Source organism: Amycolatopsis sp. WAC 01376, from assembly GCF_003947415.1.
Classification (GTDB): Bacteria; Actinomycetota; Actinomycetes; order Mycobacteriales; family Pseudonocardiaceae; genus Amycolatopsis.
The window spans coordinates 42,487-67,836 of the sequence record NZ_QHKL01000004.1 but is presented as its reverse complement, the minus strand read 5'-3'; the positions used below and the strand labels follow the sequence as shown (position 1 = coordinate 67,836).

The following is a 25,350-nucleotide window of genomic DNA, read 5'->3' as shown; positions in this document are numbered from 1 at the left end:
CTGCTTTTCTCCGACTTGCCAGGAACCACGTGGATCCACAGCGCCGCAAGGCAGCAGGATCACGCGACACTAGGCGGCGTGTACGTCTCCCATTCGGGCACCGGTTCGCCGGTGAGGGAAGCGCCGAGCCGGTCGAGATAGAAGTGCCAGCCCTTGGCGATGTCCGAGGTGTCCCAATCCGGCTTGGGCATCCGGTGCACGAAGTCGAGCACCGTTCCGTCGCCGCGCGGTGTCAGCGTCAGCTCCACCCGCCAGGTCGGCTCGTCGGTGTTGTGCAGATCCATGGCCAGCCGTTTCGGCGGATCGCATTCACGGATGACGGCGGGCGACGGTTCGGAGCCCTCCTCCGCGGTCATCAGCAGCATGATCGTGTTGCCGACCCCTGTTTCGCCCGTCCACGTGCCGATCCAGCGGGCCGTGCGCTCGGATTCGGTGAGTGCCGACCAGACGTCTTCGATCGGGTCCGGGTACTCGCGCCGGAGTTCGAGCCGGGTTTCTTCCTTGTCCATGATGCGAAGATAACCGCAGGCTTAATTAAGCGTCAACTTATTCGTTGGTCAGGACCAGTCGGCCGCGGAGCCCGCCCGTGGCAAGGCGCTCGTGCGCTTTCGCCGCCTCGTCCAAGGGTGACGTGTCGGCGACCCGCAGCGCGAGCGCGCCTTCGTCGACGAGGGCCGCCAGATCGGCCAAGGCGGCGCCGTCCGCGCGGATCCAGACGTGCTCGACCCTGATACCGCGCAAGGGAATCGGGGCCGCTCCGGCCGCGAACACCACGAACCGGCCACGGTTCGCGACGGCGTCCAAGGCTTCGAGTCCGAGCAAGGCGGTGTCGAGTGCCGCATCGACGCCGCCGGGGATCACCGCGCGCACGCGATCGGCCAGGAAGTCGCCGCGAGGCACGAAAATCTCCGCGCCGAACCCTCGTACCAGTGCCTCGTCAGCCGAACCGGCGACCGCCACCACGCGAAAACCGCGGGCCTTGGCCAAGGTGACCGCGTAGCCGCCGACGCCACCCGCCGCACCGGTCACCAGGACCGTCGCAGCCGGTGGCAGGTCGAGCAGATCGAGGGCCTGGACCGCGGTGAGACCGTTCAACGGCAGGGTCGCGGCCTCCACGAGAGACGCCGTCCGCGGGGCGGCGGCGACCGCGTCCGCGTCGAGGACGACGAACTCGGCGTGCGTGCCGAGTGCCGTCGACGGCCGGTCCCGCAGGCCGATCACGGCGTCACCCGTGGCGAATCCGGTGACACCGTCGCCGACCGCGTCGACCGTCCCGGCGACATCCCAGCCGATCCCGATCACTTCACGCGGCGGGATGATCCCCGCCTCGGTCAGAAAACCCGAGCGGGTCGCGGCGTCGACCGGGTTGACCCCGGCCGCGGCCACCTTCACCCGTATCTGACCGGTTCCCGGTACGGGCACCGGGATCTCGGTGAACTCAAGGACTTCCGGACCGCCGAACCGGCGGACCACCACTGCGCGCATCGTTCTCCTCCAAGGGATCGTTCCCCGCGAACGTATGGGGAGTTACTCTCCATCGGGAAGTACGCACCTCGAGGTGCCCAACCCACGCGGAGGTACGCGCACCGTGGTCACGCGCACGGCACAAGAACGGCGGAACGAGGAGAAACGGGCCTACGACGCCTATCTCGCGGCCTGCCCCGCCCGGAAACTGCTCGACGAGGTCTCGGGTAAGTGGGTGAGCCTCGTCCTCGTCGCGCTCGGAGACGGGCCCCAGCGCTACAGCGACCTCTCCCGACGGATCGCCGGCGTCAGCCAGAAGATGCTCACGCAGACCCTGCGGACCCTGGAACGCGACGGCCTGCTGACCCGCACGGTCACCGCTTGCGTGCCGGTGCGGGTGGACTACGAACTGACCGAACTCGGCCGGAGCCTCCGGCAACTGCTGGCCGGGATCAAGGACTGGGCCGAGACGCGCTTCGACGAGGTCGAGACCGCCAGGGATCGTTACGACGCGCGATCGGCGGCTGTCACCATCGGGCCGGACGGCGCGGGCTAGGGTAGCCGGGTGTCCACCGCTCGCGCCGAACGTCTGGTCAACCTGGTTCTGGCCCTCCTGTCCACTCGGCAGTACCTCACCGCCGAGCGGATCCGGGGCATCGTGCCCGGGTACGCCGACGCGGCCAGCGACGAGGCGTACTTCCGGATGTTCGAGCGCGACAAGACCGAACTGCGTGAACTCGGCATCCCGCTGGAGACCGGCCGCAATTCCGCGTTCGACGCGATCGACGGCTACCGCATCGCGCGGCGCGACTACGAACTCGGTGAAATCGACCTCGCGCCCGACGAGGCGACCGCGGTCGGCCTCGCCGTCCGGCTCTGGGATTCCCCGGAACTGACCGGTGAGGCCCAAGGCGCGCTGGTGAAGCTCCGCGCCGCGGGCGTCGAGGTCGACGATCACGCCCCGACGGTCGTCGAGCCCCGCGTCCGCGCCGAACCGGCGTTCGGTCCGTTGCTCGCCGCCGTCCAGGCCGGGCAGGCGGTGCGGTTCGAGTACCGCCGCAGCGGTTCGGCCGAACGCAAGATCCGCACCCTCGAACCGTGGGGCGTGGTGTCGTGGCGGGGCCGGTGGTACGTCGTCGGGCACGACAGGGATCGCGGCGCGTCCCGCTGCTTCCGGCTATCGCGCGTGACAGGGAAGGTCGATGCTTTCGGACCGCCCGGCGTCGTCGAGCGTCCGGAAGGGATCAACCTGCTGCGGATGGTCTCCGCCAGCAGCAGTGAGGACCCGTCCGCCGTGACCACGGCCAGTGTCTGGGTCGCCGACGGCAGGGCCGCAGGGGTCCGCCGCCGCGGCCGGGTGGTCGGCCGCAGCGACGCAGGGGGAGAAGAAGGCGACCTCGTGGAGATCGAGCTGTACTACCCCGAATCCGCCGCCGACTGGCTCACCGCCCACGGCCCGGACGTCCTCGTTCTCGAACCCGAGGTCCTCGCGAAGTCCGTCTTCAGCCGCCTCGAGGCCATCGCGCACGCCGGCGGTGCCCGATGAGCGCCACCGGACGGATGCCGCGGCTGCTCGCGCTCGTGCCGTACCTGCTCGCCAGGCCCGGGATCAAGATCGACGACGCCGCCCACGACTTCGACGTCACGCCCAAGCAGCTGCGCAAGGACCTCGAACTGCTGTGGATGTGCGGGCTGCCCGGCTACGGCCCCGGCGACCTGATCGACCTCTCCTTCGAGGGCGACACGATCGTCGTCACGCACGACGCCGGCATGAACCGCCCGCTGCGGCTCACCGGCGGCGAGGCGACGGCCATGCTCGTCGCGCTGCGGGCGCTGGCCGAGACGCCCGGCGTGGTCGACGCCGACGCGGTCCGCCGCGCCATCGCGAAGATCGAGGTCGCCGCGGGGCAGGCCCAGCCGTCGGGGATCGTCGTCGGCGGGGGAGTGCGGGAAGGCAAGAAGACCGCCGGCACCCGCGAAGCCGTCCGGGCCGCTCTCACCGCGAAGCGCGCGTTGCGGATCCGGTACTACACGGCGTCGAAGGACGCGATCACCGAACGCACCGTCGATCCGATGCGGCTGCTGATCGTGCAGGCGGTCGGCTACCTCGAAGCGTGGTGCCGCCGGGCCGAGGATGTCCGGCTGTTCCGCCTCGACCGTATCGACGAGCTCACCGTGCTCGACGAACCCGCCGTCCCGCCGGCACACGCGCGGCCCACTGACATTTCCGATGGTGTTTTTCGACCGCGTCCCGATCAGCAGGAAGCCGTCCTCGTCCTCGACCCCGACACACGCTGGGTAGCCGAGTACTACCCCTGCGAGGAACTCGACGAGCTCGACGGCGGACGGCTGCGGATCCGGATGCGCTACGCCGACGATTCCTGGATGGTCCGGCTGATCCTCGGTCTGGGCGGAGACGCGCACGTCGAAAGCCCGGCCGCGCTCGGCGAGGCAGTTCGTCGACGCGCGGCCGACGCGCTGGCCCGGGCTCGTCACCTAACGTCAACCTACGAGCAGTAGGGTGACGCCGTGTCGTACCTGCCGAGCATCGCGCTCGCCGTCGCCGGGCTGCTCCTGCTCTTTGTTCTGCTCATCAAATTACGCAGAGTCTTGCGCGTGCTCACCCATACGATGAGCATGGTGGCTACGAACACCCGAAAACGGACAGGGCTCCTTCGCGCCCGGTCGGCCGCGCTCCGCGTGGCGATCGCGGAACGACGTGGGCTCGAAGACCGGTAACATCACACCTGAGAGACTCGAGAAGGAGGCCGCAAACGATGAACGCGCTGCAGCCGTGGCACATCATCATCCTGGTGCTCGTCGTTGTCCTGCTGTTCGGCGCCAAGAGGCTTCCGGACGCCGCGCGGTCCATCGGCAAGTCCATGAAGATCTTCAAGGCCGAGACCAAGGACATGGCCGGGGACAAGGACAAGGCCGCCGAGACCGAAGAGGTCGAGACCAAGCAGCTGCCGCAGGCCACCACGCCCGCGCCTGCCGCGAACGCGGCGGACAAGCAGGTCGCCGACCTCCAGCGTCAGCTCGACGAGCTCAAGAAGCAGCAGGCCGCCACGCCCGCTCCGGCCGAGCAGGCGCAGAAGAACGCCAGCTGAGCCGAGGTCTCGGTAAGCCAGCTTCCAGCCAGCCCAGCGGAGCCTGTTCGCGGATGAGCGCGCCGAAGTCGCGGCGCGCTCATGGTGGACCCTGACGAGAACGGACTGTCCAGTGGCGGATTCCGCCTCCGGTGAGGAGCGCCGCGGCACGAAGCGGCGCAAGCGCAGCCGTCGGAGCAATCCCGACGGCACGATGACGCTCATCGAGCACATCTACGAGTTCCGGCGCCGTCTGGGCTTCGCGCTGCTCGCCATCCTGGCGGGCGGGATCATCGGTTTCCTCTGGTTCCAGACCAGGGTGGGCCCGATCCCGTCGCTGGGTGACATCATGACCGGCCCGTATTGCGGCATCCCTTGGGAGCGCAGGCTTGGAGCCAAGGCGGACGGTCCCTGTCAGCTGCTCCAGACGGTCCCGTTCGAAGCCTTCATGATCCAGCTGAAGGTCGGTATCGCCGCGGGCGCGGTGCTGCTGGCGCCGCTGTGGCTCTATCAGATCTGGGCGTTCATCGCGCCCGGCCTCTACTCGAAGGAGCGCAAGTACGCGCTCACCTTCGTCTTCTTCGCGTCGATCCTCTTCGCCACCGGCGCCGTGCTCGCGTACCTGCTCATCCCGCACGCTCTCGAGCTGCTGATGAACTTCGGTGGCGACCAGTTCATCACCGCGCTCACCGGTGACAAGTACATCTCGTTCATCCTGTCGCTGCTGCTGATCTTCGGCGTCAGTTTCGAGCTGCCGCTGTTCGTGGTGATGCTGAACCGCGTCGGTGTCCTGAAGTACCAGATGCTGAAGAAATGGCGCCGCGGCCTGATCATGGTCGTGTTCGTCTTCGCCGCCTTCGCGACGCCCGGTTCGGACCCGTTCTCGATGATCGCACTGGCGGGCGCGCTGGTGGTCCTGCTGGAGATGTCGATCCAGATCGCGCGTTTCCACGACCGCAAGCTCGACAAGGAACGCGGCACCGAGGGCTGGGACCAGCTCGACGACGACGAGGCCGCGCCGTTCGACTACACGCCGAGCAAGCTCGACGAGGAGCCGTCGGCCGCCACGAACGGCAAGCGCACCAGCACCGACGACGTCACCTGAGCCGGGGATGCACGCGGCACTGGCCGTCCACCCCGCCTCCGGTAACGGGGCCGCTGGTCGGCTGATGGAGTCGGTCGCGGCGCGGCTGCGGCCCGTCGTGGACCGGCTCGACGTCCTCGTCGCCGACACGGTCGAGGAATCCCGCGCGCTGATGACCGACTCGCGCGCGGCCGGGCTGGACGTCCTCGTCGTACTCGGCGGCGATGGCGCGGCCCATCAGGGCGTCCAGTTCTGCGCCGAATCCGGCGTCGCCCTCGGGCTCGTGCCCGCGGGCACCGGCAACGACTTCGCCAGGGCACTCGAGATCCCCGAACGGCCGCATGCCGCCGCGGATCTCGCCGCCAGGCGGATCGTGGAGGGGAAACGACGGAGGATCGACCTCGGCCGGGCCGGTGGCGAATGGTTCGCCACGGTTCTGTGCTCCGGCTTCGACGCGCTGGTCACCGAACGCGCCAACCGGCTGACCTGGCCTCGCGGCCCGCGCCGCTACGACGTCGCGATCCTGGCCGAACTCGCCGCGTTCCGGCCCCGCCCGGTCGTGCTCCGCACCGACGTCGAGACGATCGAACTCGACGCCACCATGATCGCCGTCGGCAACACCCCGTACTACGGCGGCGGCATGCCGATCTGTCCCGGCGCGGACCCCGAAGACGGCCTGTTCGACGTCACGGTCGTCGGGAACGCGACCAGGCGCGACCTCATCCGCATGCTGCCCGGCGTCCGCTCCGGGCAGCACTTGGCCCATCCGGCGGTGCGGACCCTCAAGGCCGGTCAGATCCACCTGGCGGGCAGCGATCTGCCCGTCTACGCCGACGGCGAGCCGCTCGGACGACCGCCGATCGACATCACCTGCGTCCCCGGTGCGCTCACCGTCCTCGGATGAGCCCCGCGTAGTCGCCTGCGCGCCACACCTGTCCGCGGAACGTCGCGGCCGACATCAGTTCGCCACGCGGGAAGAACACGCCGCCACAGCGATGGCAGAACCACGCCTGCCGCCAGTACGCGAGCGCGTCCGGGATCCCTCGCCGGATCCGCGCGTTGCGCCGCAGCCTGAGCACGAACAGCACGGCGAACAGCGCGACGAGCGCGAAGGCCCCGAACGGGAAGATCCAGGCGCCGATGGCCGCACCGACGCGGCCGCCCGCGGTCGGAGCGGGGTTCTCGGCGAGTACGTCGGTGGCGAACGCGACGAACACGAACGCGGGGATCAGCATCACCAGCGCGAGCGTCAGGAAGCATCCGCCGCCGCGAAGCACCGGATACGGGTTGAGCGATGCCGCGGTCGCGGTCACCGACACGCCGGTGTGCGTCGTCGCGGTGTAGACCACGCCGTCGCCCGCCGGGATGGCCGTCATGCCGCCTTGCACCCGGTAGGTGGTCTGGCCGCTCTGGAACACCGCCGGCACACTCTGCACCTGGTCGACCTGCGCGCAGTGCGGGCAAGCGATCTCCATGGCGTCCCCTCTCGATCTCGGATCCCGCCCTTGGATGACACAGGCGCCGCGACCGTTCCCGAGATCGTCACACCGAGTGCGAACTGTCGGTGGGGTATGGAACCCTGACGAAGTGGTCAATAGCCCTCCTCAGACCCCGGCCGAGGCATACGCCGCCTCCCAGCGCCGCGGCCGGTACCCCCAGCTGACCCGCTTCGCGGCGGAATCGTCGTTCGAATTCGACGACTTCCAGGTCCGCGGCTGCGAGGCGCTCGAAGACGGTCACGGCGTGCTCGTCTGCGCGCCCACCGGCGCCGGGAAGACCGTGGTCGGCGAGTTCGCGGTGCACCTCGCCCTCGCCGAGGGCCGCAAATGCTTCTACACGACACCCATCAAGGCGTTGTCGAACCAGAAGTACGCCGACCTCGTCGCCCGCGACGGCGCCGACGCCGTCGGCCTGCTGACCGGTGACACTTCGATCAACGGCAACGCGCAGGTCGTGGTCATGACCACCGAAGTCCTGCGCAACATGCTCTACGCCGGATCCTCGACCATCGGCGAACTCGCGTACGTGGTGATGGACGAGGTCCACTACCTCGCCGACCGGTTCCGCGGCGCGGTCTGGGAAGAGGTCATCCTCCACCTGCCCGAGCACGTCCGCGTCGTCGGCCTGTCGGCCACGGTGAGCAACGCCGAGGAGTTCGGCGAATGGCTCGTCGAGGTCCGCGGCGACACGTCCGTCGTCGTTGACGAGCACCGCCCCGTGCCGCTGTGGCAGCACATGCTGGTCGGCAACCGGCTGCTGGATCTGTTCGCCGGCCAGGAGGAGAACGCGCCGGGCGCCGAACTGCGGATCAACCCCAGCCTGCTTCGCCGCACGGAGGAGATCGGCGGGCGTTTCGCCCCGGCAGGGTTGCGCGGGCCGAGAGGCCGGCGAGGCGGGCCGTCGCGGATGCCGAGGTACCGGCCGCCGTCCCGCACCGACACGGTCGAGCGGCTGGACAACGCCGGCCTGCTGCCCGCGATCGTGTTCATCTTCTCCCGCGCCGGCTGCGACGCGGCCGTCGGCCAGTGCGTCCGATCCGGCCTGCGGCTCAACGGTCCCGAAGAGGTCGAGAAGGTCCGCCGCATCGTCGCCGAGCGCACCAAGGACCTGCCCGAAGGTGACCTCGGCGTCCTCGGCTTCTGGGAATGGCGTGAGGCGCTCGAACGCGGTATCGCCGGGCACCACGCCGGGCTGCTCCCAGCGTTCAAGGAGACCGTCGAGGAGCTGTTCGTCCAGGGCCTCGTGAAGGTCGTCTTCGCCACCGAGACGCTCGCGCTCGGCATCAACATGCCCGCACGCACCGTGGTGCTGGAACGGCTCGTGAAGTACAACGGCGAGGCGCACGTCGACCTGACGCCGGGGGAGTACACGCAGCTCACCGGGCGAGCGGGGCGGCGCGGCATCGACGTCGAAGGCCACGCCGTCGTTGCCTGGCAGCCGGGGATCGACCCGAAGCAGGTCGGCGGGCTGGCCTCGACCAGGACGTACCCGCTGCGGTCGTCCTTCCGGCCCGGCTACAACATGGCGGTGAACCTGGTCGCCCAGGTCGGCGCCGAGGCGGCCCGTGACCTGCTGGAACAGTCGTTCGCGCAGTTCCAGGCCGACCGGTCGGTGGTCGGGACGGCGCGGCGGATCGAGCGGAACAAGGAGGCCCTGCGGGGCTACACCTCCGCCATCACCGGCGATTTCGACGAGATGCTGGAGTACGTCGATCTGCGCGCGAAGATCTCCGCCCGGGAGAAGGCACTCTCGCGGCAGAACACCTCCGCTCGCCGGGCAGGCACCGCCGAGTCGCTGGAGAAGCTCCGCAAGGGCGACGTCATCGCCGTGCCCGCGGGACGCCGCGCGGGGCTCGCGGTCGTCGTCGACCCGGGGCTCGACCCGATCCGCGAACCGCGGCCCGTCGTGGTCACCGAGGACCGCTGGTCCGGCCCGCTCTCGGTCTCCGACTTCCCGGCGCCGGTGGAGGCGCTGGGGAACATCAAGCTGCCGAAGCACATCGAGCTGCGTTCGCCCAAGACCCGTCGTGACATCGCCGCGAGTCTGCGCAGCGCGGGAATCTCCTTGCCTGGCAGGCAAAAACGACGCGCCGGGGCCAATGAGGACGGTGAGCTGGCCGCGTTGCGGCGTGCGCTGCGCGCGCATCCCTGCCACGGCCTGGCCGAACGTGAGGCGAACCTGCGCTGGGTCGAGCGGTACCAGCGGCTCACCGCCGAGACGGAGCAACTGGAACGCAAGGTCGCCGCGACCACGCATTCGCTCGCGCGCGCCTTCGACCGCATCCTGCGGCTGCTCGGCGAACGCGGCTACCTCGGCCCCGAGTCGAAGGGCGACGGCGAGAACCGCGTCACCGAACACGGCAAGCGGCTCACCCGCCTCTACAGCGAGTCCGACCTGCTCGCCGCCGAATGCATCCGGCACGACGTGTGGAAGGGCCTCACCCCGCCCGAACTCGCGGCGGTCGTCTCGACGCTGGTCTTCGAGGCGCGCCGGGACACCGCAGGGGAGCCTCGCCTGCCACTGGGCAAGGTGGTCGACGCCTGGCAGGCGACCACGCGCCTATGGATGGAGCTCACCGAGGACGAGCGGCGTCACAAGCTGGACCGCACCCGCGAGCCCGACGCCGGTTTCGCCTGGCCCGTCTACCGGTGGGCCCGCGGCGAGTCGCTGGAGAAGGTCCTCACCGCCGCCGAAGCGAACGGGCAGGAGCTGTCCGCGGGCGACTTCGTGCGGTGGTCGCGGCAGGTCATCGACCTGCTGGACCAGATCCGCGACGTCCTCGGGAAGGCGGATCCGGTCGGCGCGGCCGCTTCGGACGCGGTGAAGGCTCTGCGGCGCGGGGTCGTGGCGGCCGGCGGCGCGTGACCTGGGTCGCGAGTGTGTCATAGGTACGTACTGGCGATCGGATGGGATTGGCCACGGGCCGGTCCGTGAAGGCCTCCTTGCCTACCCTGAGGGTAGGGAAGGAGGCCCTCACTACCTTGCTGAAGGCCTCGTTCGCCTCACAGGCACCAGCAGTCACAGCAGTCGCAACGGCTAGGCGAGGAAGGGCTCGGTAACGAGCGGGTCCCCGGACCGAACGCCCACCCCGCCCCCGCCACGGTGAGAAAGCCACTTCCACAACGTTGAAGGTTGCGAAAATGGCTTTCGCGACACGACAGCTTTGCCCTCGGCTCAAGAGAATCGTCCTTGAGGGTTGGGCCGACCGGCGGAGTGGCCGCGCCGCCGGTGTGAGCACGGTCGCGGCCAGTTGCCCCGACACCACCCGCGAACAGTGGGCAGGGGTGCCAACCTGTGGTTGGATCGCCCACGACGGTCAGCGATCCGGCCGGTCACGATGGCGGAACAGGCGGAGGCGAAACGATGAGCACGCCGTATGGCGGCAACGACCCGCAGCAGCAGCCCCAGTGGGGGCAGCAGCCGGGCTACGGGCAACAGCCGGGCGGCACTCAACCGCCGAGCGGCCCGCAGCAGCAACCGCAGTGGGGCCAGCAGCCGCAGCACGACCCGTCGCAGACCCAGCAGCAACAGCCCCAATGGGGTCAGCAGCCCGCGCCCTACGACCCGGCCCAGCAGCAGCCGGGATATCCGCAGCAGCCCGGTCACGACCCTTCGCAGACGCAGCAACAGCAGCCTCAGTGGGGTCAGCAGCAGCAATACGGCCAGCAGCCGGGTTATCCGCAGAGCGGGCCCCAGCAGCAGCCGGGCTACCCCCAGAGCGGTCCGCAGCAGCAGCCGCAGTACGGGCAGCAGCCCGGCCAGTACGACTATGGCCAGAGCCAGTTCCAGGGCACCCAGGGCGAGGCGCAGGACAAGCCGAAGTCCAAGAAGGGCCTATTCATCGGGATCGGCGCGCTCGTGGTGATCATCGCGGCGGTCGGCATCCTCGGGTTCGTCACCCCCGGCTGGTTCAACACCCAGGTCTTCAACAACACGCAGATGCAGACCGACGTGCAGAAGCTGCTCACCGAGACCTACGGGATCAAGGAGATCAGCGCGGTCACCTGCCCCGCCGGTCAGGAGGTCAAGGACGGGGTGAAGTTCACCTGCACTGCCACGATCGAGGGCAAGCCGCAGGAGGTGCCGATCACCGTCAAGGGTGACACCGGCAACTACGAGGTCTCGCCGCCCGCCGTCACCAAATAAACGACGGGCGCCGGGCACGGTCGTTCCTGCATGATCGGATCATGAGCGACTTTTCCGTGCGGCCGCTGCGGTCCGACGAAGACCGTGCCGCGACCGATCTGTTCCGGCGTGCCTTGCACGTCAAGGAGATGACCGACGAGGAGTGGTCGGCCGCCGACGGGTCCTTCCAGCCGGACCGCGGTTTTGGTGCGTTCGACCCGGAGCTGATCGGCACCGCCCGGTCCTTCGACTCGGAAGTGACGCTGCCCGGCGGCGGCACCACGCCGCTCGCCGCGGTCAGCCTCGTCGGCGTCCGCGCCGACCGCACCCGCCGTGGCGTGCTGACGGCGTTGATGCGCGCCCAGTTCGAGGATTTCGCCGCTCGCGGCATCCCCGCTGCGATGCTGCACGCTTCCGAAGGCGCGATCTATGGACGGTTCGGCTACGGCATCGCGGCGAGGGGCAAGTCGATCGAGATCGACCGGAACCGTGCCCGGTTCCGCCCCGAGGTACCGACGGGAGGGCAGATTTCCCTGCTGGGCCTGGAAAGCACGATCGAGCAATGGCCGTCGCTCTTCGACGCCCTTCCTCGCACCCGGCCAGGCATGATCGCGCGGAGCCCGAATCTGTGGCCGGGCTACGTCCGGGAGGTGCGCCGGGCGACCACGCCGATCGCGACCGCCGTGCACCAGGGCCCGGACGGGACCGACGGCTACGTCACCTACACCGTCGAGAGGGCCCATTTCGGGGCCCCGGCGCAGTTGAAGATCCAGTCCTTCAACTACGCGAACCCCGACGCGTTCGCCGGGTTGTGGCGTCACCTGCTGTCTGTGGACCTGGTCGACCGCATCACCGCGGAGAAACGGCCGCTCGACGAACCGGTCGAGTTGCTGTTCACGGACCCGCGGCACACCCTCGTGCAGAAGGTCCAGGACGAGGGCTGGCTCCGGCTGGTGGACGTCGCCGCGATGCTCGACGCCCGCACGTATCGGGGCGAGCCGATCGTCATCGAAGTCATCGACCCGCTCCTGGAGCACAACTCCGGCCGTTACCGCCTTTCCGAGGACGGCGCCGCCCGCACCACCGACCCGGCGGATCTCGAACTGCACGCCGACACCCTGTCGATGGTGTACCTCGGCGGCTGGCGCCCATCGGATCTCGCGGCCGCCGGACGCGTCCGCGCCACCGGCGAGACCGCACTGGAGCGGGCGGACCTGCTGTTCGGCACGCGAGTGAATCCCTGGTGCGGTACGTTCTTCTGACGTTGGATGATCACACCGGTGGGGGTGGAGAAGCGTGAGCAGGCGAGCCGTCGCGACGGTCGGTCTGTGTGGTGCCGCTTTCGTCGTACTGGCGGCGTGTTCGGACACCCCGGCGCCCGCGCCGGCGACGAAGACCGTCACGGTCCCGCCGACGACGAGCGCCTCTTCGAGCGCGTCCGGCACGTCGGGCGGTTCGTCCTCCACCGTTCCGGGCAGGGTCTTCGACCCGAGGACCATGCAGGCGGACGTGCGGAAGATCCTGACCGAGACCTATCAGGTGAGCGAGGTCGGCGACGTGCTGTGCCCGCCGAACCAGACGGTCAAGGACGGAAGCACGTTCACCTGCACCGTTCAGGTCGGCGGCGAGGGCAAGACCGTCACGATCACCGTCACCGGTGACGACGGCCGCTACGAAGTCGGCGCGCCGGCCTGAAAACCGGTTGGGTTCGCCGGGACCGGACGGCAGGATCTTCCGCTATGAGCGAATTCTCTGTGCGTGCGGTGGCCGAAGGTGAACAACGGGCCTGCCTCGAAGTCCTGGCGGAGTCCTTGCACGGCAGGCCCGCTTCGGACGAGGTCTGGGCGAAGATGGCTCCGTCCTGGCCCGCCGCCGGGAAATTCGCCGCGTTCGACGACCACGGCACCCCGGTGGGGATCGCCAGCTCCTTCGACGTCGAGCTCACCGTCCCCGGTGGACAGAAGCTCGTCACGGCGGCCGTCGACGGGATCGGTGTCCGCGCGGACTGGACCCGCCGCGGGATCCTCACCTCGATGATGGCGGTTCAGCTGGAGGACTTCGCGGCACGCGGTGTTCCCCTGGCCGCGCTGCACGCGTCGGAAGCCGTGATCTACGGCCGCTTCGGTTACGGCGCGGCCACTTTCGGCAAGGGCGTTTCCGTCGAACGTCCACGCGCCCGGCTCCGTGACGGTGTGGGGCGGGAAGGGGTGGTCAGGTTCGTCACCCCTGCCGAGGCCGTGGAGCGTGTTCCCGCGCTGTACAACGGCTTCGAGGGAACGCAGCCGGGGTTCGTCGCCCGGCCGGCGCACTGGTGGCCGGGCTTCTTCGATCGGGTGGTCACCGGGAACGACGGCTATCGCGTCGCGATCCACAGTGGACCGGACGGGGACGACGGTTTCGTCGTCTACCAGACCATCGACGTGCGCGACCGGCAGGCGCCGGAACGCGGAGCGATCCTGGAGATCAGGGAACTCCACGCCGCCACGCCGGCGGCTTGGGCGGGACTGTGGCGGTTCCTGCTGTCGATCGACCTGGTTTCGGCCGTCACCGGACGCGTCCGCCCGATGGACGAGCCGATCGCCGGACTGCTCACCGACCCGCGTGCGGTGAACACCATCGAGGTCATCGACGACCTGTGGCTACGACTCGTCGACGTCTCCGCCGCGCTGCGGGCACGCACTTACGGCACCGCCGAACCCGTGGTGCTCGAAGTGCTCGACAAGCAGCTTCCGGACAACAGCGGCCGCTACGTCGTCGGCCCGGACGGCGCGGAGCGGACGACCGCCGACGCCGACCTGCGGCTGGACGTCGCCGCCTTGTCGTCGCTGTACCTCGGCCACGGTCTCTTCGGTGATCTGGCGTTGTCGGGCCGTGTCGAGGTGGTGGACGAGGCGGCGGTCGCCCGGGCCGACGCGCTGTTCCACACCGCGCGGCCGCCGTGGTGCGGAACGTTCTTCTAGGCTCCCAAGTACATGAAGGCCCCCTTCCTGTACCTAGGCGCCCGGGCCCCGGCAAAGTCGCATAACTGCTGGTCGGCTCCGCCGCTGGAGCGGGACAAGGTGAACGTGCCGTGGTGGATCCGACAGGAGCGGGCTCCCGCAAGGAGCCTCACCCGACTCTTGACTGTCCACAAGGGACACTTTGCGAGGGAAAGGTGCCCGATTTGGGTGACTTGCGCGGTTTCGCGAGGGGGTCGTGAGTGATTTTTGTCGTTCTAACCCTCATTGCCACTCACGACCCCCGCGTGAAGCCGCACATAGCGGCATCAATCGGACACGCAATCGCCCGGCGGTGTCCCTTGTGGACACTGAAGCCCCGCCGGCGTCCAGAATCAAGCCCCACCACCGGCACGTGCGGCCCCGTGACAGTGCAGGAATAGTCGCCTGACCTGCAAGATCTCGACTTTGCCGGGACCCTGACCTAGGCGCAAGAAAGGGGGCCTTCATGTGCTTGGGCGTCGCTAGGCCGGGTTGCGACGAGGTTTGATCCGCACCTGCGGCAGCGTGGGTGCGGGCAACCACGCCGTCGTGCCCTGGTAGCCCTCCACCCGGCCGAACCGGTCCGCCTGTGCCTGCCACGCCTCGCGGTACTCGGCGATCTCGTCGTGGCTGCGCCCCACGAAGTTCCACCACATGACGAGTTCCTCGGTGAACGGAGTCCCACCCAGCAGGAGCACCCGCGCCGGTTCTGTGCCGGGGTTCGTCAACTCCAGCCGTCCGGCGCCGGGCGCGAGGTAGGCGAGTTCGCCGGTGCCCAGTGCGGCTCCCGCGACGGTGACGGAGCCGACGTCCTGCAGGACACCGTATTCGAAGGCCGGGTCGACGTCGAGGGACAGGGTCGCTCCGGGCTCCACGGTGAGCTCGGCGCCCAGCAGGGGGGTGAACACCGGGACCGGCGAGGTGGTTCCGGCGAGGCTGCCGAGAAAGACGCGTGCGGTGGCTCCGGGCAGCCGGAGCAACGGCGGCGCGTAGTGGCGGAAATCCCGCGCGGTGTCGCGGTGTTCGTCCGGCAGCGCGATCCACAGCTGGACGCCGTGCAGCATCGCAGTGTCCGGTGTGGACACTGTGGCGACTGTGGCGACTTCGGAGTGCGCGATACCGTGGCCGGCGGTCATCAGGTTGAGTTCACCCGGCCGGACCATGGCCCGCGTGCCGATGCTGTCGCGATGCTCGATCTCGCCGCTGAACAGCCAGCTCGCGGTCTGCAATCCGGTGTGCGGATGCGGCGCGACGTCCATCCCGCCGGAGTCCGAAACGTCCTGGGGGCCGTAGTGGTCGGCGAAACACCACGCGCCGATCAGCGATCGCTGCCGTTGCGGAAGTGTCCGGCGGACCCGGATCGCGCGCGGGCCGCCGAGCGGGACGTCGCGCGGGGTCAGCACGGTGACACCTTCGCCCGGCCGCTCTCGGCACAGCAGCTCGGCCGGGTCGGCCTCGGTGTTGCTCACGGCTTGGGGAGCGCGGCCAGCAGGCGCTCCACCGAACGGCCGAGATTCCAGCGCTCCGCCAGTTCCGCGACCTTGTCCGGGTCGGCGGGCTCGGACGGGACGGTGTCCGGACGGGACTGTTCGACCGGCGCGTCGGCCGCGACCCGGACGACGGTCGGCGCGACCGCGAGGTAGTCGGCGGCGTCGCTCAGCCGCAACCGCGTCTTGAGCGGCACCCGCGAGTCGCCGGCGGTGGACGCCTCGACGAGCTCCTGCAGCGAACCGAACTGGGTGATCAGCTTCGCGGCCGTCTTCTCGCCGATCCCGGCGACACCCGGCAACCCGTCCGACGGGTCTCCGCGCAGCGCGGCCATGTCGGCGTATCCGGGGCCGGCGTTCGCGGCCGGGATCCCGTACTTCTCGGCGAGTTCGTTCGGGCCGAGGATCTCGGCCTTGTTCCAGCCCTTGCCGACGTAGATGACCACGGTGGACGTCGGTTCGTGCCGGACCAGCTGGAACAGGTCGCGATCACCGGTGATCACCTCGACGGGGGAGTTCTGCTCGCGGATCGCGAGCGCGCCGATGACGTCGTCGGCCTCGTATCCGGCCGCTTCGGCCGTCGCGAGCCCGAAGGCCTCCAGCAGTTCCAGGATGATCGGCACCTGCGGAGTGAGCGTGTCCGGCACCTCTTCGACGTCGCTGCCCTCCGGGATCTCCTCCGCCACCCGGTGCGCCTTGTAGCTGGGCAGCAGATCGGTGCGGAACTTCGGCCGCCAGTCCGCGTCCAGGCAGGCCACGAGCCGTGCGGGGCGCCGGTCGACGAGGATCCGCGCGACGGTGTCGGTGAACCCGCGCACGGCGTTGACCGGCGTCCCGTCGGGGGCGGTCATCGACTCGGGCAGTGCGTAGAACGAGCGGAAGTAGAGGCTCGCGGAATCGAGGAGAGCGAGTGGTCCGGTCACGCGGACAGCCTGCCATGTCCCGGCCCGGATGTCCGTGAAGGACCCGACCCCCAGCCGAGTCCTCCACGGATACCGGTCAAGCCGCGTACGGCCGCACCTGGCGTGCGTCGCGCAGGGCGTTGGCCCACCAGTTCAGCTGATTCAGCAGTGTGGTGGCCGCGATGGAGGCGCCCTCGAAGTCGTCGTGCTCACCGTCCGGGCCGAAGTGGTTCCAGGCGTAAGGGAAGCTGACGGTCTCGCGGATCGTCGCGGCGTGGAGTTCGGCGAAGACCGGGCGCAGGTGCTCCACCGCACGCAGGCCGCCGGAGATTCCGCCGTAGGAAACGAAGGCGACGGGCTTCCCGTGCCATTCGGGGCCGGTGGCGTCGAGCGCGGTCTTGAGCGGGCCGGGGTAGCTGTGGTTGTACTCGGGGACGATCACGACGACGGCGTCCGCGGCTGCGACGCCGGGGGAGAGATCGCCGGGGGCTTCGGCCAGATCGATGACGGACAGGGTGACGTCGTCGCGCTGTTTCGCGCGGTCGAGGAACCAGTTCGCGACGACGGGAGCGAAGCGGCCCTCGCGGACGCTGCTGATCACGACGGCTAGTTGGTAAGGCGAGTTCGTAGTCATGCCAAGACCGTAAAACCTGCACTTAACTTGAAGTCAAACTCCAGAATCCCCGAATATCGGGGCTTAATCGCAGAGGACTCTTTGCAAAGAATTCTCTGCGGTTGTAGCGTGGAAGGCATGGGGAAGAGCGAGAGGTATCTCGCGCGGGTCGACGGCCGCGTTCTGCGGGCGCTGTCGCACCCACTGCGCGTCAAGATCCTGGAGTTGCTGCGAGAGGACGGTCCGGCGACGGCGTCCGGGCTGGCGAAGCGAGCAGGGGAGAGCTCCGGGACCACGAGCTGGCATCTGCGTCAGCTGGCCGAATCCGGGCTGATCGCGGAGGACACCGAACGCGGCAGCAGGCGCGACAGGTGGTGGAAGGCGCTGCACGAGGGGGACCGGATGCGCGCCCGGGACTTCATCGACGATCCCGATCTCGCCGGCCCCTTCAATGCCTACGCCCACACGATGGTCGAGCGGCGCTACGCCGCTGAAGCGCAATTCGTCGCCGAAGTGCGGGACTGGGCTGACGAGTGGATCGACAAGGTCGCCTTCGACGACTCGCAGCTCTCGCTCACGCCGGACGAGGCCGCCGCGCTGAGCGACGAGATCCTCGAAGTGGTCGACCGCTACCGCCGTCCGGAGAAGGACGGCGACACCCAGGTTCGCGTGCATTGGGCGGCTTTCCCGAGGAAATCGCGGCCGGAGACGCCATGAGCCGGATGCCACTGGGGGCCTTGGTCGTGGCTTCGGGGGTCTCCTCGGCCGGGGTGATGATGACGTTGCTCGCGATTCCCTGGTTCGTGCTGCAGAGCACGGGCAGCGGTACCAAGACCGGCCTCGTCACCGCGGCCGAAGTGCTGGGCCTGATGGTCGCCGCGTTGCTGGGCGGGCCGATCGTGGACCGGGTCGGCACGCGCCGCGCCAGCGTCGGCGCGGATCTGCTGACCACCGTCACGGTGCTCCTGATCCCGCTCGCGATGGGCACGACAGGGCTCAGCCTGCCCGGACTGATCGTGCTGTCGTTCGTGATGGGTGTTTCCCGCGGTCCCGCCGACACGGCGAAGCAGGTGCTGCTCCCCGGCGTCGCCGAACTCGGCGATGTCCGCGTGAGCAGGGCGGCGAGCGCCGTCGAAGCGGCGATGAGGACCGGCCGGATGGTGGGCGGCCCCGCCGCCGGCGCGCTGATCGCGCTGATCGGGCCGATGCCGGTGCTGTTCGTCGACGCGGGCGCGCTCCTGCTGTCCTCGGCGCTGGTGTTCGCGCTGATCCCGGTCGAGGCCGGCCCGCCGAGGCCGCCGTCGGGCGGCTACCTCAAGCAACTGCGCGAAGGCCTCGGGTACGTCAAACGCGACGCGGTATTGCGCGCGGTGGTCGGCATGCTGATGCTCACCAACAGCCTCGACTTCGGGCTGCTCGGTGTCCTTTATCCGGCCTACGGCGACCAGGTCCTGCACAGCACGGCGCTCATCGGCGCCATGATCACCGCGGTCGCGGCGGGTGCGCTGCTCGGTTCGGCGATCTACGGCTGGATCGGCCACCGGTTCTCCCGGCGGACGGCGATCCTCGTCGCCGTCGGAATCGAAGGCGCGCCGAGATTCGCCTTGCTCGCGCTGGAGCCGACGCCGGTCGTGCTGCTCGCGGGCTTGGCGGTCGCCGGGATCGGGGCGGGCGCGCTCAACCCGATCGTGCTCCCGGTGGTCTACGAACGGGTTCCGGAGGCTGTGCGGGGTCGCGTGCTCAGCCTTCTCGTGGGCGGGGTGCTCGCCGCGATGCCGCTCGGCTCGATGGCGGCAGGGTTGCTGCTGGACGGGATCGGGCTCGTCGGTGCGCTCTCCGTGTTCGGTGGCCTGTACCTGATCGCCGGTACCTTCCCGGCGATCTTCCGGGTTTGGCGCGGGCTCGACGATCCCGCCCCGATCGGGGATGACCGGCCGGTGAACCAAGGGGCGCGGACCGACTAGGCTCGGCGTCATGTCGCGCCGTTCCCTGCACAACCCAGCCCCCGACGCCGCCAGTCTCCGCGCCCGCCTCGACCGGGCCCGCGCCGCCGCGGCCGCCGCGGACACCGACGCCCTGCTGATCGCACCCGGCTCGGACCTGCGCTACCTCATCGGCCAGGCCGGGGGCTCCTTCGAACGGCTGACCACGCTGGTGATCCCGGCCGACGGCGTCCCGGCCCTGGTGCTGCCGAAGCTTGAGGCGCCCGGTTACGCCGACGTCCCCGCCGACGAACTCGGCATCGAGATCGTCACCTGGGTCGACGGTGACAACGCCTACGAGCTGGTCGCCGACAGGCTGGGCAAGCCAGGCCGCGTGGCGGTCAGCGACTTCACCCCGGCGCTGCACGTGCTCGCCTTCCGCGGAGCGCTCGGCGACGCCGAGCAGACGCTGGCCGGGCCGATCGTGCGCGAACTGCGGATGCGCAAGGACGCCGCCGAGATCCAGGCGCTGCGCGACGCGGGCGCGGCGATCGACCGCGTGCACGCCCGCGTGCACGAATGGCTGCGCCCCGGCCGCACCGAGGCCGAGGTCGGCGCGGACATCACCGCCGCGATCGTCGAAGAGGGCCACACACACGCCGACTTCGTGATCGTCGGCTCGGGCCCCAACGGCGCCAGCCCGCACCACGACGTCTCCGAGCGGGTGATCGAGCGCGGCGACGTCGTCGTGGTCGACATCGGCGGGCCGATCGCCGAGGGCTACAACTCCGACTCCACCCGCACGTACGCGGTCGGCGAGCCGCGCGACGCCGACGTCGCCGAGACGTACGCGGTCCTGCAGCGGGCACAGCAGGCCGCCGTCGACGCCGTCCGCCCCGGCGTCACCGCCGAGTCGATCGACGCCGCCGCGCGCGACATCATCGCCGAGGCCGGTTACGGCGAGTTCTTCATCCACCGCACCGGCCACGGCATCGGCCTCGACGTGCACGAGGAGCCCTACATCATCAAGGGCAACGCGCTGCCGCTCGAGCCAGGCATGGCCTTCAGCGTCGAGCCCGGCATCTACCAGCCCGGCCGCTGGGGTGCCCGCATCGAGGACATCGTCGTGGTCACCGAGGACGGCGTGGAGCCGGTCAACCAGCGTCCGCACGACTTGATCGTGCTCGACGCATGACGGGTGGTCTGGAGCCGCTGGATCAGGCCATCGTCCAGGAGCTGGCCGCGGACGGACGGCGCAGTTTCACCGATCTGGCCGAGCGGGTCGGCCTGTCGGTGTCGGCGGTGCACCAGCGGGTGCGGCGCCTGGAGCAGCGCGGGGTCATCCTCGGGTACACCGCGCGGCTCGACGGCGAGCAGATCGGCCTCCCGCTCACGGCGCTGATCTCGCTGACCCCGAACGATCCGGCAGCCCCGGACGACTATCCGCAGCGTCTGGAGCACATCAAGGAGATCGAGTCCTGCTACTCGGTCGCCGGGGACGAGTCGTACATCCTCCTGGTCAGGGTGGCGTCGCCGCTCGGCCTGGAGGACCTGCTCCGCCGGATCCGCGAGTCCGCCAAGGTCTCGACGCGGACCACGGTGGTGCTGTCGACGCCGTTCGAGGGCCGTTCTCCCACCCTGTGAAACCGGAAAACGGGTGGGCTTGCGCGGCGCTGGTACGATAAAAGGTATGGCAACACGTAAGGTCACACTCTCACTCGACAGTGGTGCGCTCGAGTTCGCCGAGCGGGCCGCCAAAGCACACGGGATCTCGGTCTCGTCGTGGTTGTCCAAGGCGGCCCGCAGGGAAGCCGTCCGCACCGGATACACCCCGCAGCGCGCCCCGGTCGCACCGTCCGCCGAATCGGACGAGGCCGAGCTGACAGCCGCGGAGAAGGATCTGCGTGCACAGGGGTGAAGTCTGGACGTACCACCCCCCGACCGAACCGGCACGGCAGCGCACCGTCGTACTGCTGTCCTCGGACGGGGTGAACGAATCCGAGCGGCCGTGGCTGCTCGGCACCGAACTGCTGGACCGTGACCCGCAGGACATCCTCGGCGTCGCCGTCGACGCGCGTTATTGGGTCTCCACGCTGAACCTCACGCGCCTGTACCGGCCGTGGTTCGACGAGAAGATCGCGGAGATCGACCAAGAGGTCCAGGAGCGCATCGACATCGCGTTGCGCGCCGCCCTCGACCTCTAGCCGGCTAGCGCCTGTTTCCTATTAAGGGGGTAAGGCGAACGTGGCGTGGCCGGAGTTGGCGGCTGGGGCGGGACTGGCCGAAGAGACGCCTTCCTGACTGTGCATGAGGGACATTTCCGAGGTGTCAGTGTCCGAGTTGGGCGAGTTGTGCGGTTTGGGGAGGAGGTCGTGAGTGGTAAAGAGGGTTAGAACGCTACTTGCCACTCACGACCCCTTTGCGGCCAGCCCGGAACCACGCTTGGGCGCGAAGACCGCGAACTTGGCTTAGGAAACGCGCGCTAACGAGCGATCACCTCGGGAGCGGCGTGCAGTTTGCCGTCGGGGCCCGAGAGGCACGACGCGTTGCCGTCGCGCGCGGCGAGGAACTCGTTGAGGCAGTTCGCGATCTGCACGTGCCCGTTCGCGTTGGGGTGGAACGACTCCTGCAACGCGTGGCTCGCACGGTCCACCTGGCCGAGGTCGCGCAGCTGCAGGGTCAGCCTGCTGAACCACTCGTTCGCCGGGTCGCTGCTGCATGCCTCATGGCCGGCGCCCGCCCGCGAGAGGTCGAGGAACCGCGCGCTGGTCGCCCTCGACGCCTGCTTCAGCCCGTCCGACAGGATGGGGACGCCGTCGCGGCGCATCCACTCCAGATCCTCCGTGCGGAACGGGCAGCCGTTGAGGCTGCGCAGTGCCTCCGGGATCTGGGGGCCGACCGGCGAGGCGTACGACATCAGCACGAGCTGGTAGTCCGCCGGGACGTAACCGGCCTGCGCCAGCACCTTCTTGACGTCGGCGACGGCGTTGGTCACCTTCGGCACCATGGCGTCCACTTTGGACTTCCAGGTGGTGCGAAGCGCCGTGTTGCACGGCGGATTCTCCGGGGAGAACCAGGCCTTGAAGCATTCGTTGACCTGAGCGGAGAACTTCGGCTCGTCGTTCGCGCCGATCGCGATCACCACCGCGGCGACCCGGTGGTCCTTGATCAGGTTCGCCAGCTGCTGCGCCTGCGACGGCTCGGTCCACTGCTTGGCCTCGCCGAGGGCGATCTGCTCCGAGGGCGCCCCCGAACACGCGAGGTTCACCCGCGCGGTGACGTCGGGGATCTTGATCTGCTCGACGAAGGCGTTGGGGGAGCGGTGGCACCAGTTGCCGCCCTGCCCGTTGGTGGTGGGCGTGTAGTCGCCCGCGCCCTCGCCGGAAACGGTGCTGTCGCCGATGGAGACGACCGTCAGCGGCCCCGTTCCCGGTGGGCCTTGGCGCGGGGACGGCTGCCCTGGGCGGCTTTCCGACCCGGTAAAGGCAATGAACCCGACGAGAACCACCACGAACGTGAGCGCGAGAGCACCCCACCACCACCGGAAACGTCGCATCGTCACCGGATTCTACGGACATGTGGCCCGACAGGGTGATCTTGGCCGTGTGACGGTCGCGATGCCGGGCCATCATCGCCGGTCCGGAGCACGGGTATGGACGGGTCCGTGAAGGCCTCCTTGACGGACTCTGGGTCCCTCAAGGAGGCCTTCACGGACCGTCCGATCAGCGCTTGCGCCAGATGGAGACCTCCAGGTCGGTGATCTCGTACCGGCGGCCGTCGGCCCGGGTCAGGCTCGGCTCCGTGCTTTCCGACAGCAGCTCGAACGCCGCGCCGAGGACGTTCGCGAGCTCGGCGGCCGACGCCCGCGGAAGTGCCACGAGCAGCAGCCCTCCGGCGCGCAGGAAGTTCTCCGAGCCGACGAGCGGGCGCAGGTAGCCCGCCGCACCACCGAGCCGGTCGAAGGCGTCCGCCACGACCACGCCGTCGAACGTGCCCAGCGCGGCCGGCGGACGGCCGGACTCGGCGAGGGTGAACGAGACGCTGCCGTCCGGCGCGATCGACGGCCGACGCGCGTGCAGTTCCCCGCGCCCCGGCACCCGGTAGCCGACATCCCAGCCCTCGGCCAGCCGGTCCGCCGCCGCGACGAACATCGGCCGGTCGTCCAGGCCGACGACCTCGATCGGCCGCTCGGCCAGTGAGAACGCCAACCCGCCCGCCGCGGTGGCGAGATCCGCGACGCGGCGCAACTCGACCCCGGCTTCGGCCGCGGCCTGGGTGAACCTCCTGGCCAGTCGGTCCGGATACCCCGCGGTTGTGGCCAGTGGATGCCCGGCTCGGCCGAAGGCCTGTTCGGCGGTGCCGTACTGGCCGAGCAACGCCCGGTCGAGCTCCGCCCGCGCATCACCGTCCAGAGTGGACTCCGGCGCCACGACCAGCCGGATCCCCGCCTGCTGCAGGAAATGAGGCCGGTAGAAGTGCCGCGCCCAGATGCTGCCCAGCTCGCCGGTGCTGATGTACGCGCCACCGACGATCAGCTGATGCTGCCCGCCGAAACTGGGTACCGAGAAGTCCTCGTAGTACGGGTGCGGGGTGAAGCCTTCGAGCGGGTTGAAGGTGTCTTCGCTCCACGTCCACAGGTTGCCGGCGGCGTCGTGCAGGCCCTGCGACGTCGTCGGCGAGTGGTCGACGGGGCCCTCCGAACCCCAGGCCAGACCGAGGTTGATCCCGGCATCGCGCAGCTGCCCGCCGTCGAGCCGCATGACCACGTCGTCCTCGACGCCAGGACGCTCCGGCAGGTCGCGCAGCAGGAAGTACTCCGCCTCGGTCGGCAGCCGGTATTCCCGTCCGTCCTTTTCGGACCGCCAGGCGGCGAAGGCCTTGGCCTCGTGGTAATTCACCACCACCGGCCAGTCCCACGGCATGTCGATCTCGTCGAACAGCGTGCGCAGCCGGAACGCGTGCAGCCCGGTCGGACCGGTCGGCACCCAGAAACGCGGCCACTTGGTGTTGCGGAAGCGGCGCCACGCCTCGCCCTCGGCCGACCACAACTCCGGCCGGCGATAACCGCCGTCGGCGACGAACCCGTGGAACTCGCCGTTGCTCACCAGGCAGCGGGCCGCTTCGAAGTCCGGCAGCTCCTGACGGCGTGAGCCGTACGCGCTGTCCCAGCCGTAGGACGGGAAGGACAGCGGCTTGCCCAGCTGAGCCGTGCGCCCGGGCACGGTGACGGTGCCGTTGGCTGGCACGGAACCGGGTTCGGGCTTGCCGGACTCGGTGGTGCGGCGCAGTGGTGACGGCGACGGCCAAGCGGCCGGCCGTTCCACGAGGCTGGAACGCATTTCGCGGACCAGGACCGAACTGGTCTCCAGGTGGATGCGATCGTGCTCGATGGACAGCAACAGCGCCCAGGCCTGGTCGTCCATCGTCACCGGCCGCCCGAGGTCGGGGGCGAACGGCGTGGTCTCGATGATGCCGACGACCGTCCGGTACACCTCGGCCCGGTAGTCCTTCACCTCCGAAACCGACGGCCACACCATGTCGTTCTTCGACATGTCGTCCCACGAGTTCTCGTCGACACCCATTTCCAGGACGTGTTCGAGATAGGCGTCGATCGGCGCGTCCAGCAGGCCGGCGACCCGCAACTTGTTGACGTACAGCGCGGTCGTGTGGCCGTAGTAGAAGACCATCGGATGCCGCAGGTTGTGGTCCGGCGGGCGGTAGAACGCCTCCGCGCCTTTCAACCCGGCGAACATCACCTCGTGCAAGGTCCAGGCGTTGTCGAAGTAGTCCAGCACCTCTTCGCGGCTGCATACGGACAGGTCGGGCAACGGCAGCGCGCTGATCTCGCCGGATTCGGCGACACCCGGGCATCGGCCGGGCTCCGGGCGGATCCCGGTGTACCACCACTGTGGATCACGGGCCCCGTTCAACCGTTCGTCGGCGTGCTTTACCGCATTTCTCTCCCAAGGTTCCATGGTGACCGTCGGCGTCATCTGACCTCACTTCGGATCGGGCACTGGGGGCGGGTGCCGAAACCGTCGCATCTCCGAAAAGGTCATTTCCTCTCCTTTCGTGCTTTGAATCGCTTTCCGGAAGACGTCCGGCGCGGGATCGCAATCGGGGAGATGCCCGTTGATCACGGCGGATGAGACCGTCGGTGTTCCGAATCCCACCGGTTGAGGGGTG

General features: G+C 69.4%; 26 protein-coding genes. 18 read left to right on the top strand and 8 right to left on the bottom strand.

Translation table 11 applies throughout. The features are described from left to right. Nucleotides 1-59 precede the first annotated feature (59 nt). Entirely contained in the window at nt 60-509 is a 450-nt protein-coding gene (locus DMH03_RS23060; RefSeq protein WP_125794101.1) for an SRPBCC family protein, read from the bottom strand. A 37-nt stretch (nt 510-546) separates the two neighbouring features. Continuing rightward, nucleotides 547-1,485 carry an NADP-dependent oxidoreductase gene (locus tag DMH03_RS23055; RefSeq protein ID WP_125794100.1) on the bottom strand — a complete coding sequence of 313 codons (939 nt, stop codon included), beginning with the start codon at nt 1,483-1,485 and terminating at the stop codon, nt 547-549. Nucleotides 1,486-1,588: 103 nt separating this feature from the next. Between DMH03_RS23055 and DMH03_RS23050 the strand changes: the two genes are divergently transcribed. The 7 genes from DMH03_RS23050 (at nt 1,589) to DMH03_RS23020 (ending at nt 6,541) form a co-directional block, all read left to right on the top strand. Beyond that, nucleotides 1,589-2,020 carry a helix-turn-helix domain-containing protein gene (locus tag DMH03_RS23050; protein ID WP_125794099.1) on the top strand — a complete coding sequence of 144 codons (432 nt, stop codon included), beginning with the start codon at nt 1,589-1,591 and terminating at the stop codon, nt 2,018-2,020. A 9-nt stretch (nt 2,021-2,029) separates the two neighbouring features. Then, nucleotides 2,030-3,010: a YafY family protein gene (locus tag DMH03_RS23045; RefSeq protein ID WP_125794098.1), complete on the top strand. Its 981-nt coding sequence runs from the start codon at nt 2,030-2,032 to the stop codon at nt 3,008-3,010. Further along, entirely contained in the window at nt 3,007-3,984 is a 978-nt protein-coding gene (locus DMH03_RS23040; protein ID WP_125794097.1) for a YafY family protein, read from the top strand. Before DMH03_RS23045 ends, DMH03_RS23040 begins: the two co-directional genes overlap by 4 nt. A 9-nt stretch (nt 3,985-3,993) precedes the next feature. Next, a complete protein-coding gene (locus tag DMH03_RS23035) occupies nt 3,994-4,203 on the top strand; it encodes a bacteriophage holin (RefSeq protein ID WP_125787713.1) in 210 nt (69 codons plus the stop codon). A gap of 38 nt (nt 4,204-4,241) precedes the next feature. After that, nucleotides 4,242-4,574: a Sec-independent protein translocase subunit TatA gene (gene tatA, locus DMH03_RS23030; protein ID WP_125794096.1), complete on the top strand. Its 333-nt coding sequence runs from the start codon at nt 4,242-4,244 to the stop codon at nt 4,572-4,574. Nucleotides 4,575-4,686: 112 nt separating this feature from the next. Then, entirely contained in the window at nt 4,687-5,658 is a 972-nt protein-coding gene (gene tatC, locus DMH03_RS23025) for a twin-arginine translocase subunit TatC (RefSeq protein ID WP_125794095.1), read from the top strand. A gap of 7 nt (nt 5,659-5,665) precedes the next feature. Beyond that, on the top strand, nt 5,666-6,541 hold the full coding sequence (locus DMH03_RS23020) for a diacylglycerol kinase family protein (protein WP_125794094.1): 876 nt from the start codon (nt 5,666-5,668) through the stop codon (nt 6,539-6,541). Here DMH03_RS23020 and DMH03_RS23015 read toward each other — a convergent pair. Beyond that, complete coding sequence (locus DMH03_RS23015) at nt 6,525-7,112, bottom strand: hypothetical protein (RefSeq protein ID WP_125794093.1); 588 nt, start codon at nt 7,110-7,112, stop codon at nt 6,525-6,527. The genes DMH03_RS23020 and DMH03_RS23015 overlap by 17 nt on opposite strands. A gap of 112 nt (nt 7,113-7,224) precedes the next feature. On the opposite strand from DMH03_RS23015, the gene DMH03_RS23010 reads away from it, so the two are divergent. The 5 genes from DMH03_RS23010 to DMH03_RS22985 all read left to right on the top strand — a co-directional run bounded on the left by DMH03_RS23010 (nt 7,225) and on the right by DMH03_RS22985 (nt 14,222). Then, nucleotides 7,225-10,002, top strand: coding sequence for an RNA helicase (locus DMH03_RS23010; protein WP_125794092.1), 2,778 nt, complete (start codon nt 7,225-7,227; stop codon nt 10,000-10,002). A gap of 498 nt (nt 10,003-10,500) precedes the next feature. Beyond that, entirely contained in the window at nt 10,501-11,283 is a 783-nt protein-coding gene (locus DMH03_RS23000; protein ID WP_125794090.1) for a DUF4333 domain-containing protein, read from the top strand. Nucleotides 11,284-11,324: 41 nt separating this feature from the next. Next, nucleotides 11,325-12,524: a GNAT family N-acetyltransferase gene (locus tag DMH03_RS22995; protein WP_125794089.1), complete on the top strand. Its 1,200-nt coding sequence runs from the start codon at nt 11,325-11,327 to the stop codon at nt 12,522-12,524. 34 nt (nt 12,525-12,558) lie between these two features. Continuing rightward, nucleotides 12,559-12,957 carry a DUF4333 domain-containing protein gene (locus tag DMH03_RS22990; protein ID WP_125794088.1) on the top strand — a complete coding sequence of 133 codons (399 nt, stop codon included), beginning with the start codon at nt 12,559-12,561 and terminating at the stop codon, nt 12,955-12,957. 44 nt (nt 12,958-13,001) lie between these two features. Further along, nucleotides 13,002-14,222 (top strand): GNAT family N-acetyltransferase, encoded by a 1,221-nt coding sequence (locus DMH03_RS22985; RefSeq protein ID WP_125794087.1) that lies wholly within the window; start codon nt 13,002-13,004, stop codon nt 14,220-14,222. A gap of 500 nt (nt 14,223-14,722) precedes the next feature. Here DMH03_RS22985 and DMH03_RS22980 read toward each other — a convergent pair whose 3' ends face one another. The 3 genes from DMH03_RS22980 to DMH03_RS22970 all read right to left on the bottom strand — a co-directional run bounded on the left by DMH03_RS22980 (nt 14,723) and on the right by DMH03_RS22970 (nt 17,263). Further along, nucleotides 14,723-15,709, bottom strand: coding sequence for a pirin family protein (locus tag DMH03_RS22980; protein ID WP_125794086.1), 987 nt, complete (start codon nt 15,707-15,709; stop codon nt 14,723-14,725). Beyond that, nucleotides 15,706-16,650, bottom strand: coding sequence for a 5'-3' exonuclease (locus DMH03_RS22975; RefSeq protein ID WP_125794085.1), 945 nt, complete (start codon nt 16,648-16,650; stop codon nt 15,706-15,708). Before DMH03_RS22975 ends, DMH03_RS22980 begins: the two co-directional genes overlap by 4 nt. Before the next feature lie 76 nt (nt 16,651-16,726). Further along, on the bottom strand, nt 16,727-17,263 hold the full coding sequence (locus DMH03_RS22970) for an NADPH-dependent FMN reductase (protein ID WP_125787725.1): 537 nt from the start codon (nt 17,261-17,263) through the stop codon (nt 16,727-16,729). A 117-nt stretch (nt 17,264-17,380) separates the two neighbouring features. On the opposite strand from DMH03_RS22970, the gene DMH03_RS22965 reads away from it, so the two are divergent. From DMH03_RS22965 to DMH03_RS22940, 6 genes are read left to right on the top strand one after another with little or no spacing between them, the layout of a single operon-like run. Then, entirely contained in the window at nt 17,381-17,959 is a 579-nt protein-coding gene (locus DMH03_RS22965; RefSeq protein WP_125794084.1) for a transcriptional regulator, read from the top strand. Further along, the gene (locus DMH03_RS22960; protein ID WP_125794083.1) at nt 17,956-19,206 is read left to right on the top strand and encodes an MFS transporter; all 1,251 of its coding nucleotides are present in this window, start codon (nt 17,956-17,958) and stop codon (nt 19,204-19,206) included. The genes DMH03_RS22965 and DMH03_RS22960 overlap by 4 nt, the downstream gene beginning before the upstream one ends. Nucleotides 19,207-19,216: 10 nt before the next feature. Next, nucleotides 19,217-20,359, top strand: coding sequence for a Xaa-Pro peptidase family protein (locus tag DMH03_RS22955; RefSeq protein WP_125794082.1), 1,143 nt, complete (start codon nt 19,217-19,219; stop codon nt 20,357-20,359). Further along, nucleotides 20,356-20,808: an Lrp/AsnC family transcriptional regulator gene (locus DMH03_RS22950; RefSeq protein ID WP_125787729.1), complete on the top strand. Its 453-nt coding sequence runs from the start codon at nt 20,356-20,358 to the stop codon at nt 20,806-20,808. The genes DMH03_RS22955 and DMH03_RS22950 overlap by 4 nt, the downstream gene beginning before the upstream one ends. A gap of 46 nt (nt 20,809-20,854) precedes the next feature. Beyond that, nucleotides 20,855-21,082, top strand: a complete 228-nt coding sequence (locus tag DMH03_RS22945; RefSeq protein WP_076166772.1) for a hypothetical protein — start codon at nt 20,855-20,857, stop codon at nt 21,080-21,082. Continuing rightward, nucleotides 21,069-21,368 (top strand): hypothetical protein, encoded by a 300-nt coding sequence (locus DMH03_RS22940; protein ID WP_005150941.1) that lies wholly within the window; start codon nt 21,069-21,071, stop codon nt 21,366-21,368. Before DMH03_RS22945 ends, DMH03_RS22940 begins: the two co-directional genes overlap by 14 nt. A gap of 278 nt (nt 21,369-21,646) precedes the next feature. On the opposite strand, the gene DMH03_RS22935 is transcribed toward DMH03_RS22940, so the two are convergent. Further along, on the bottom strand, nt 21,647-22,720 hold the full coding sequence (locus DMH03_RS22935) for a GDSL-type esterase/lipase family protein (protein WP_125794081.1): 1,074 nt from the start codon (nt 22,718-22,720) through the stop codon (nt 21,647-21,649). 166 nt (nt 22,721-22,886) lie between these two features. Then, nucleotides 22,887-25,157, bottom strand: a complete 2,271-nt coding sequence (gene ovoA, locus DMH03_RS22930; RefSeq protein WP_125794080.1) for a 5-histidylcysteine sulfoxide synthase — start codon at nt 25,155-25,157, stop codon at nt 22,887-22,889. Between the last annotated feature and the right edge of the window lie 193 nt (nt 25,158-25,350).

Coding starts and splice junctions, on each gene's coding strand:
- DMH03_RS23055 (WP_125794100.1), bottom strand. CDS start 1,485: ATGCGCGCAGTGGTGGTCCGCCGGTTCGGCGGTCCGGAAGTCCTTGAG.
- DMH03_RS23040 (WP_125794097.1), top strand. CDS start 3,007: ATGAGCGCCACCGGACGGATGCCGCGGCTGCTCGCGCTCGTGCCGTAC.
- DMH03_RS22985 (WP_125794087.1), top strand. CDS start 13,002: ATGAGCGAATTCTCTGTGCGTGCGGTGGCCGAAGGTGAACAACGGGCC.
- tatA (WP_125794096.1), top strand. CDS start 4,242: ATGAACGCGCTGCAGCCGTGGCACATCATCATCCTGGTGCTCGTCGTT.
- DMH03_RS22945 (WP_076166772.1), top strand. CDS start 20,855: ATGGCAACACGTAAGGTCACACTCTCACTCGACAGTGGTGCGCTCGAG.
- DMH03_RS23020 (WP_125794094.1), top strand. CDS start 5,666: ATGCACGCGGCACTGGCCGTCCACCCCGCCTCCGGTAACGGGGCCGCT.
- ovoA (WP_125794080.1), bottom strand. CDS start 25,157: ATGACGCCGACGGTCACCATGGAACCTTGGGAGAGAAATGCGGTAAAG.
- DMH03_RS22995 (WP_125794089.1), top strand. CDS start 11,325: ATGAGCGACTTTTCCGTGCGGCCGCTGCGGTCCGACGAAGACCGTGCC.
- DMH03_RS22955 (WP_125794082.1), top strand. CDS start 19,217: ATGTCGCGCCGTTCCCTGCACAACCCAGCCCCCGACGCCGCCAGTCTC.
- DMH03_RS23015 (WP_125794093.1), bottom strand. CDS start 7,112: ATGGAGATCGCTTGCCCGCACTGCGCGCAGGTCGACCAGGTGCAGAGT.
- DMH03_RS22935 (WP_125794081.1), bottom strand. CDS start 22,720: ATGCGACGTTTCCGGTGGTGGTGGGGTGCTCTCGCGCTCACGTTCGTG.
- DMH03_RS23000 (WP_125794090.1), top strand. CDS start 10,501: ATGAGCACGCCGTATGGCGGCAACGACCCGCAGCAGCAGCCCCAGTGG.
- DMH03_RS23060 (WP_125794101.1), bottom strand. CDS start 509: ATGGACAAGGAAGAAACCCGGCTCGAACTCCGGCGCGAGTACCCGGAC.
- DMH03_RS22950 (WP_125787729.1), top strand. CDS start 20,356: ATGACGGGTGGTCTGGAGCCGCTGGATCAGGCCATCGTCCAGGAGCTG.
- DMH03_RS22970 (WP_125787725.1), bottom strand. CDS start 17,263: ATGACTACGAACTCGCCTTACCAACTAGCCGTCGTGATCAGCAGCGTC.
- DMH03_RS22960 (WP_125794083.1), top strand. CDS start 17,956: ATGAGCCGGATGCCACTGGGGGCCTTGGTCGTGGCTTCGGGGGTCTCC.
- DMH03_RS22965 (WP_125794084.1), top strand. CDS start 17,381: ATGGGGAAGAGCGAGAGGTATCTCGCGCGGGTCGACGGCCGCGTTCTG.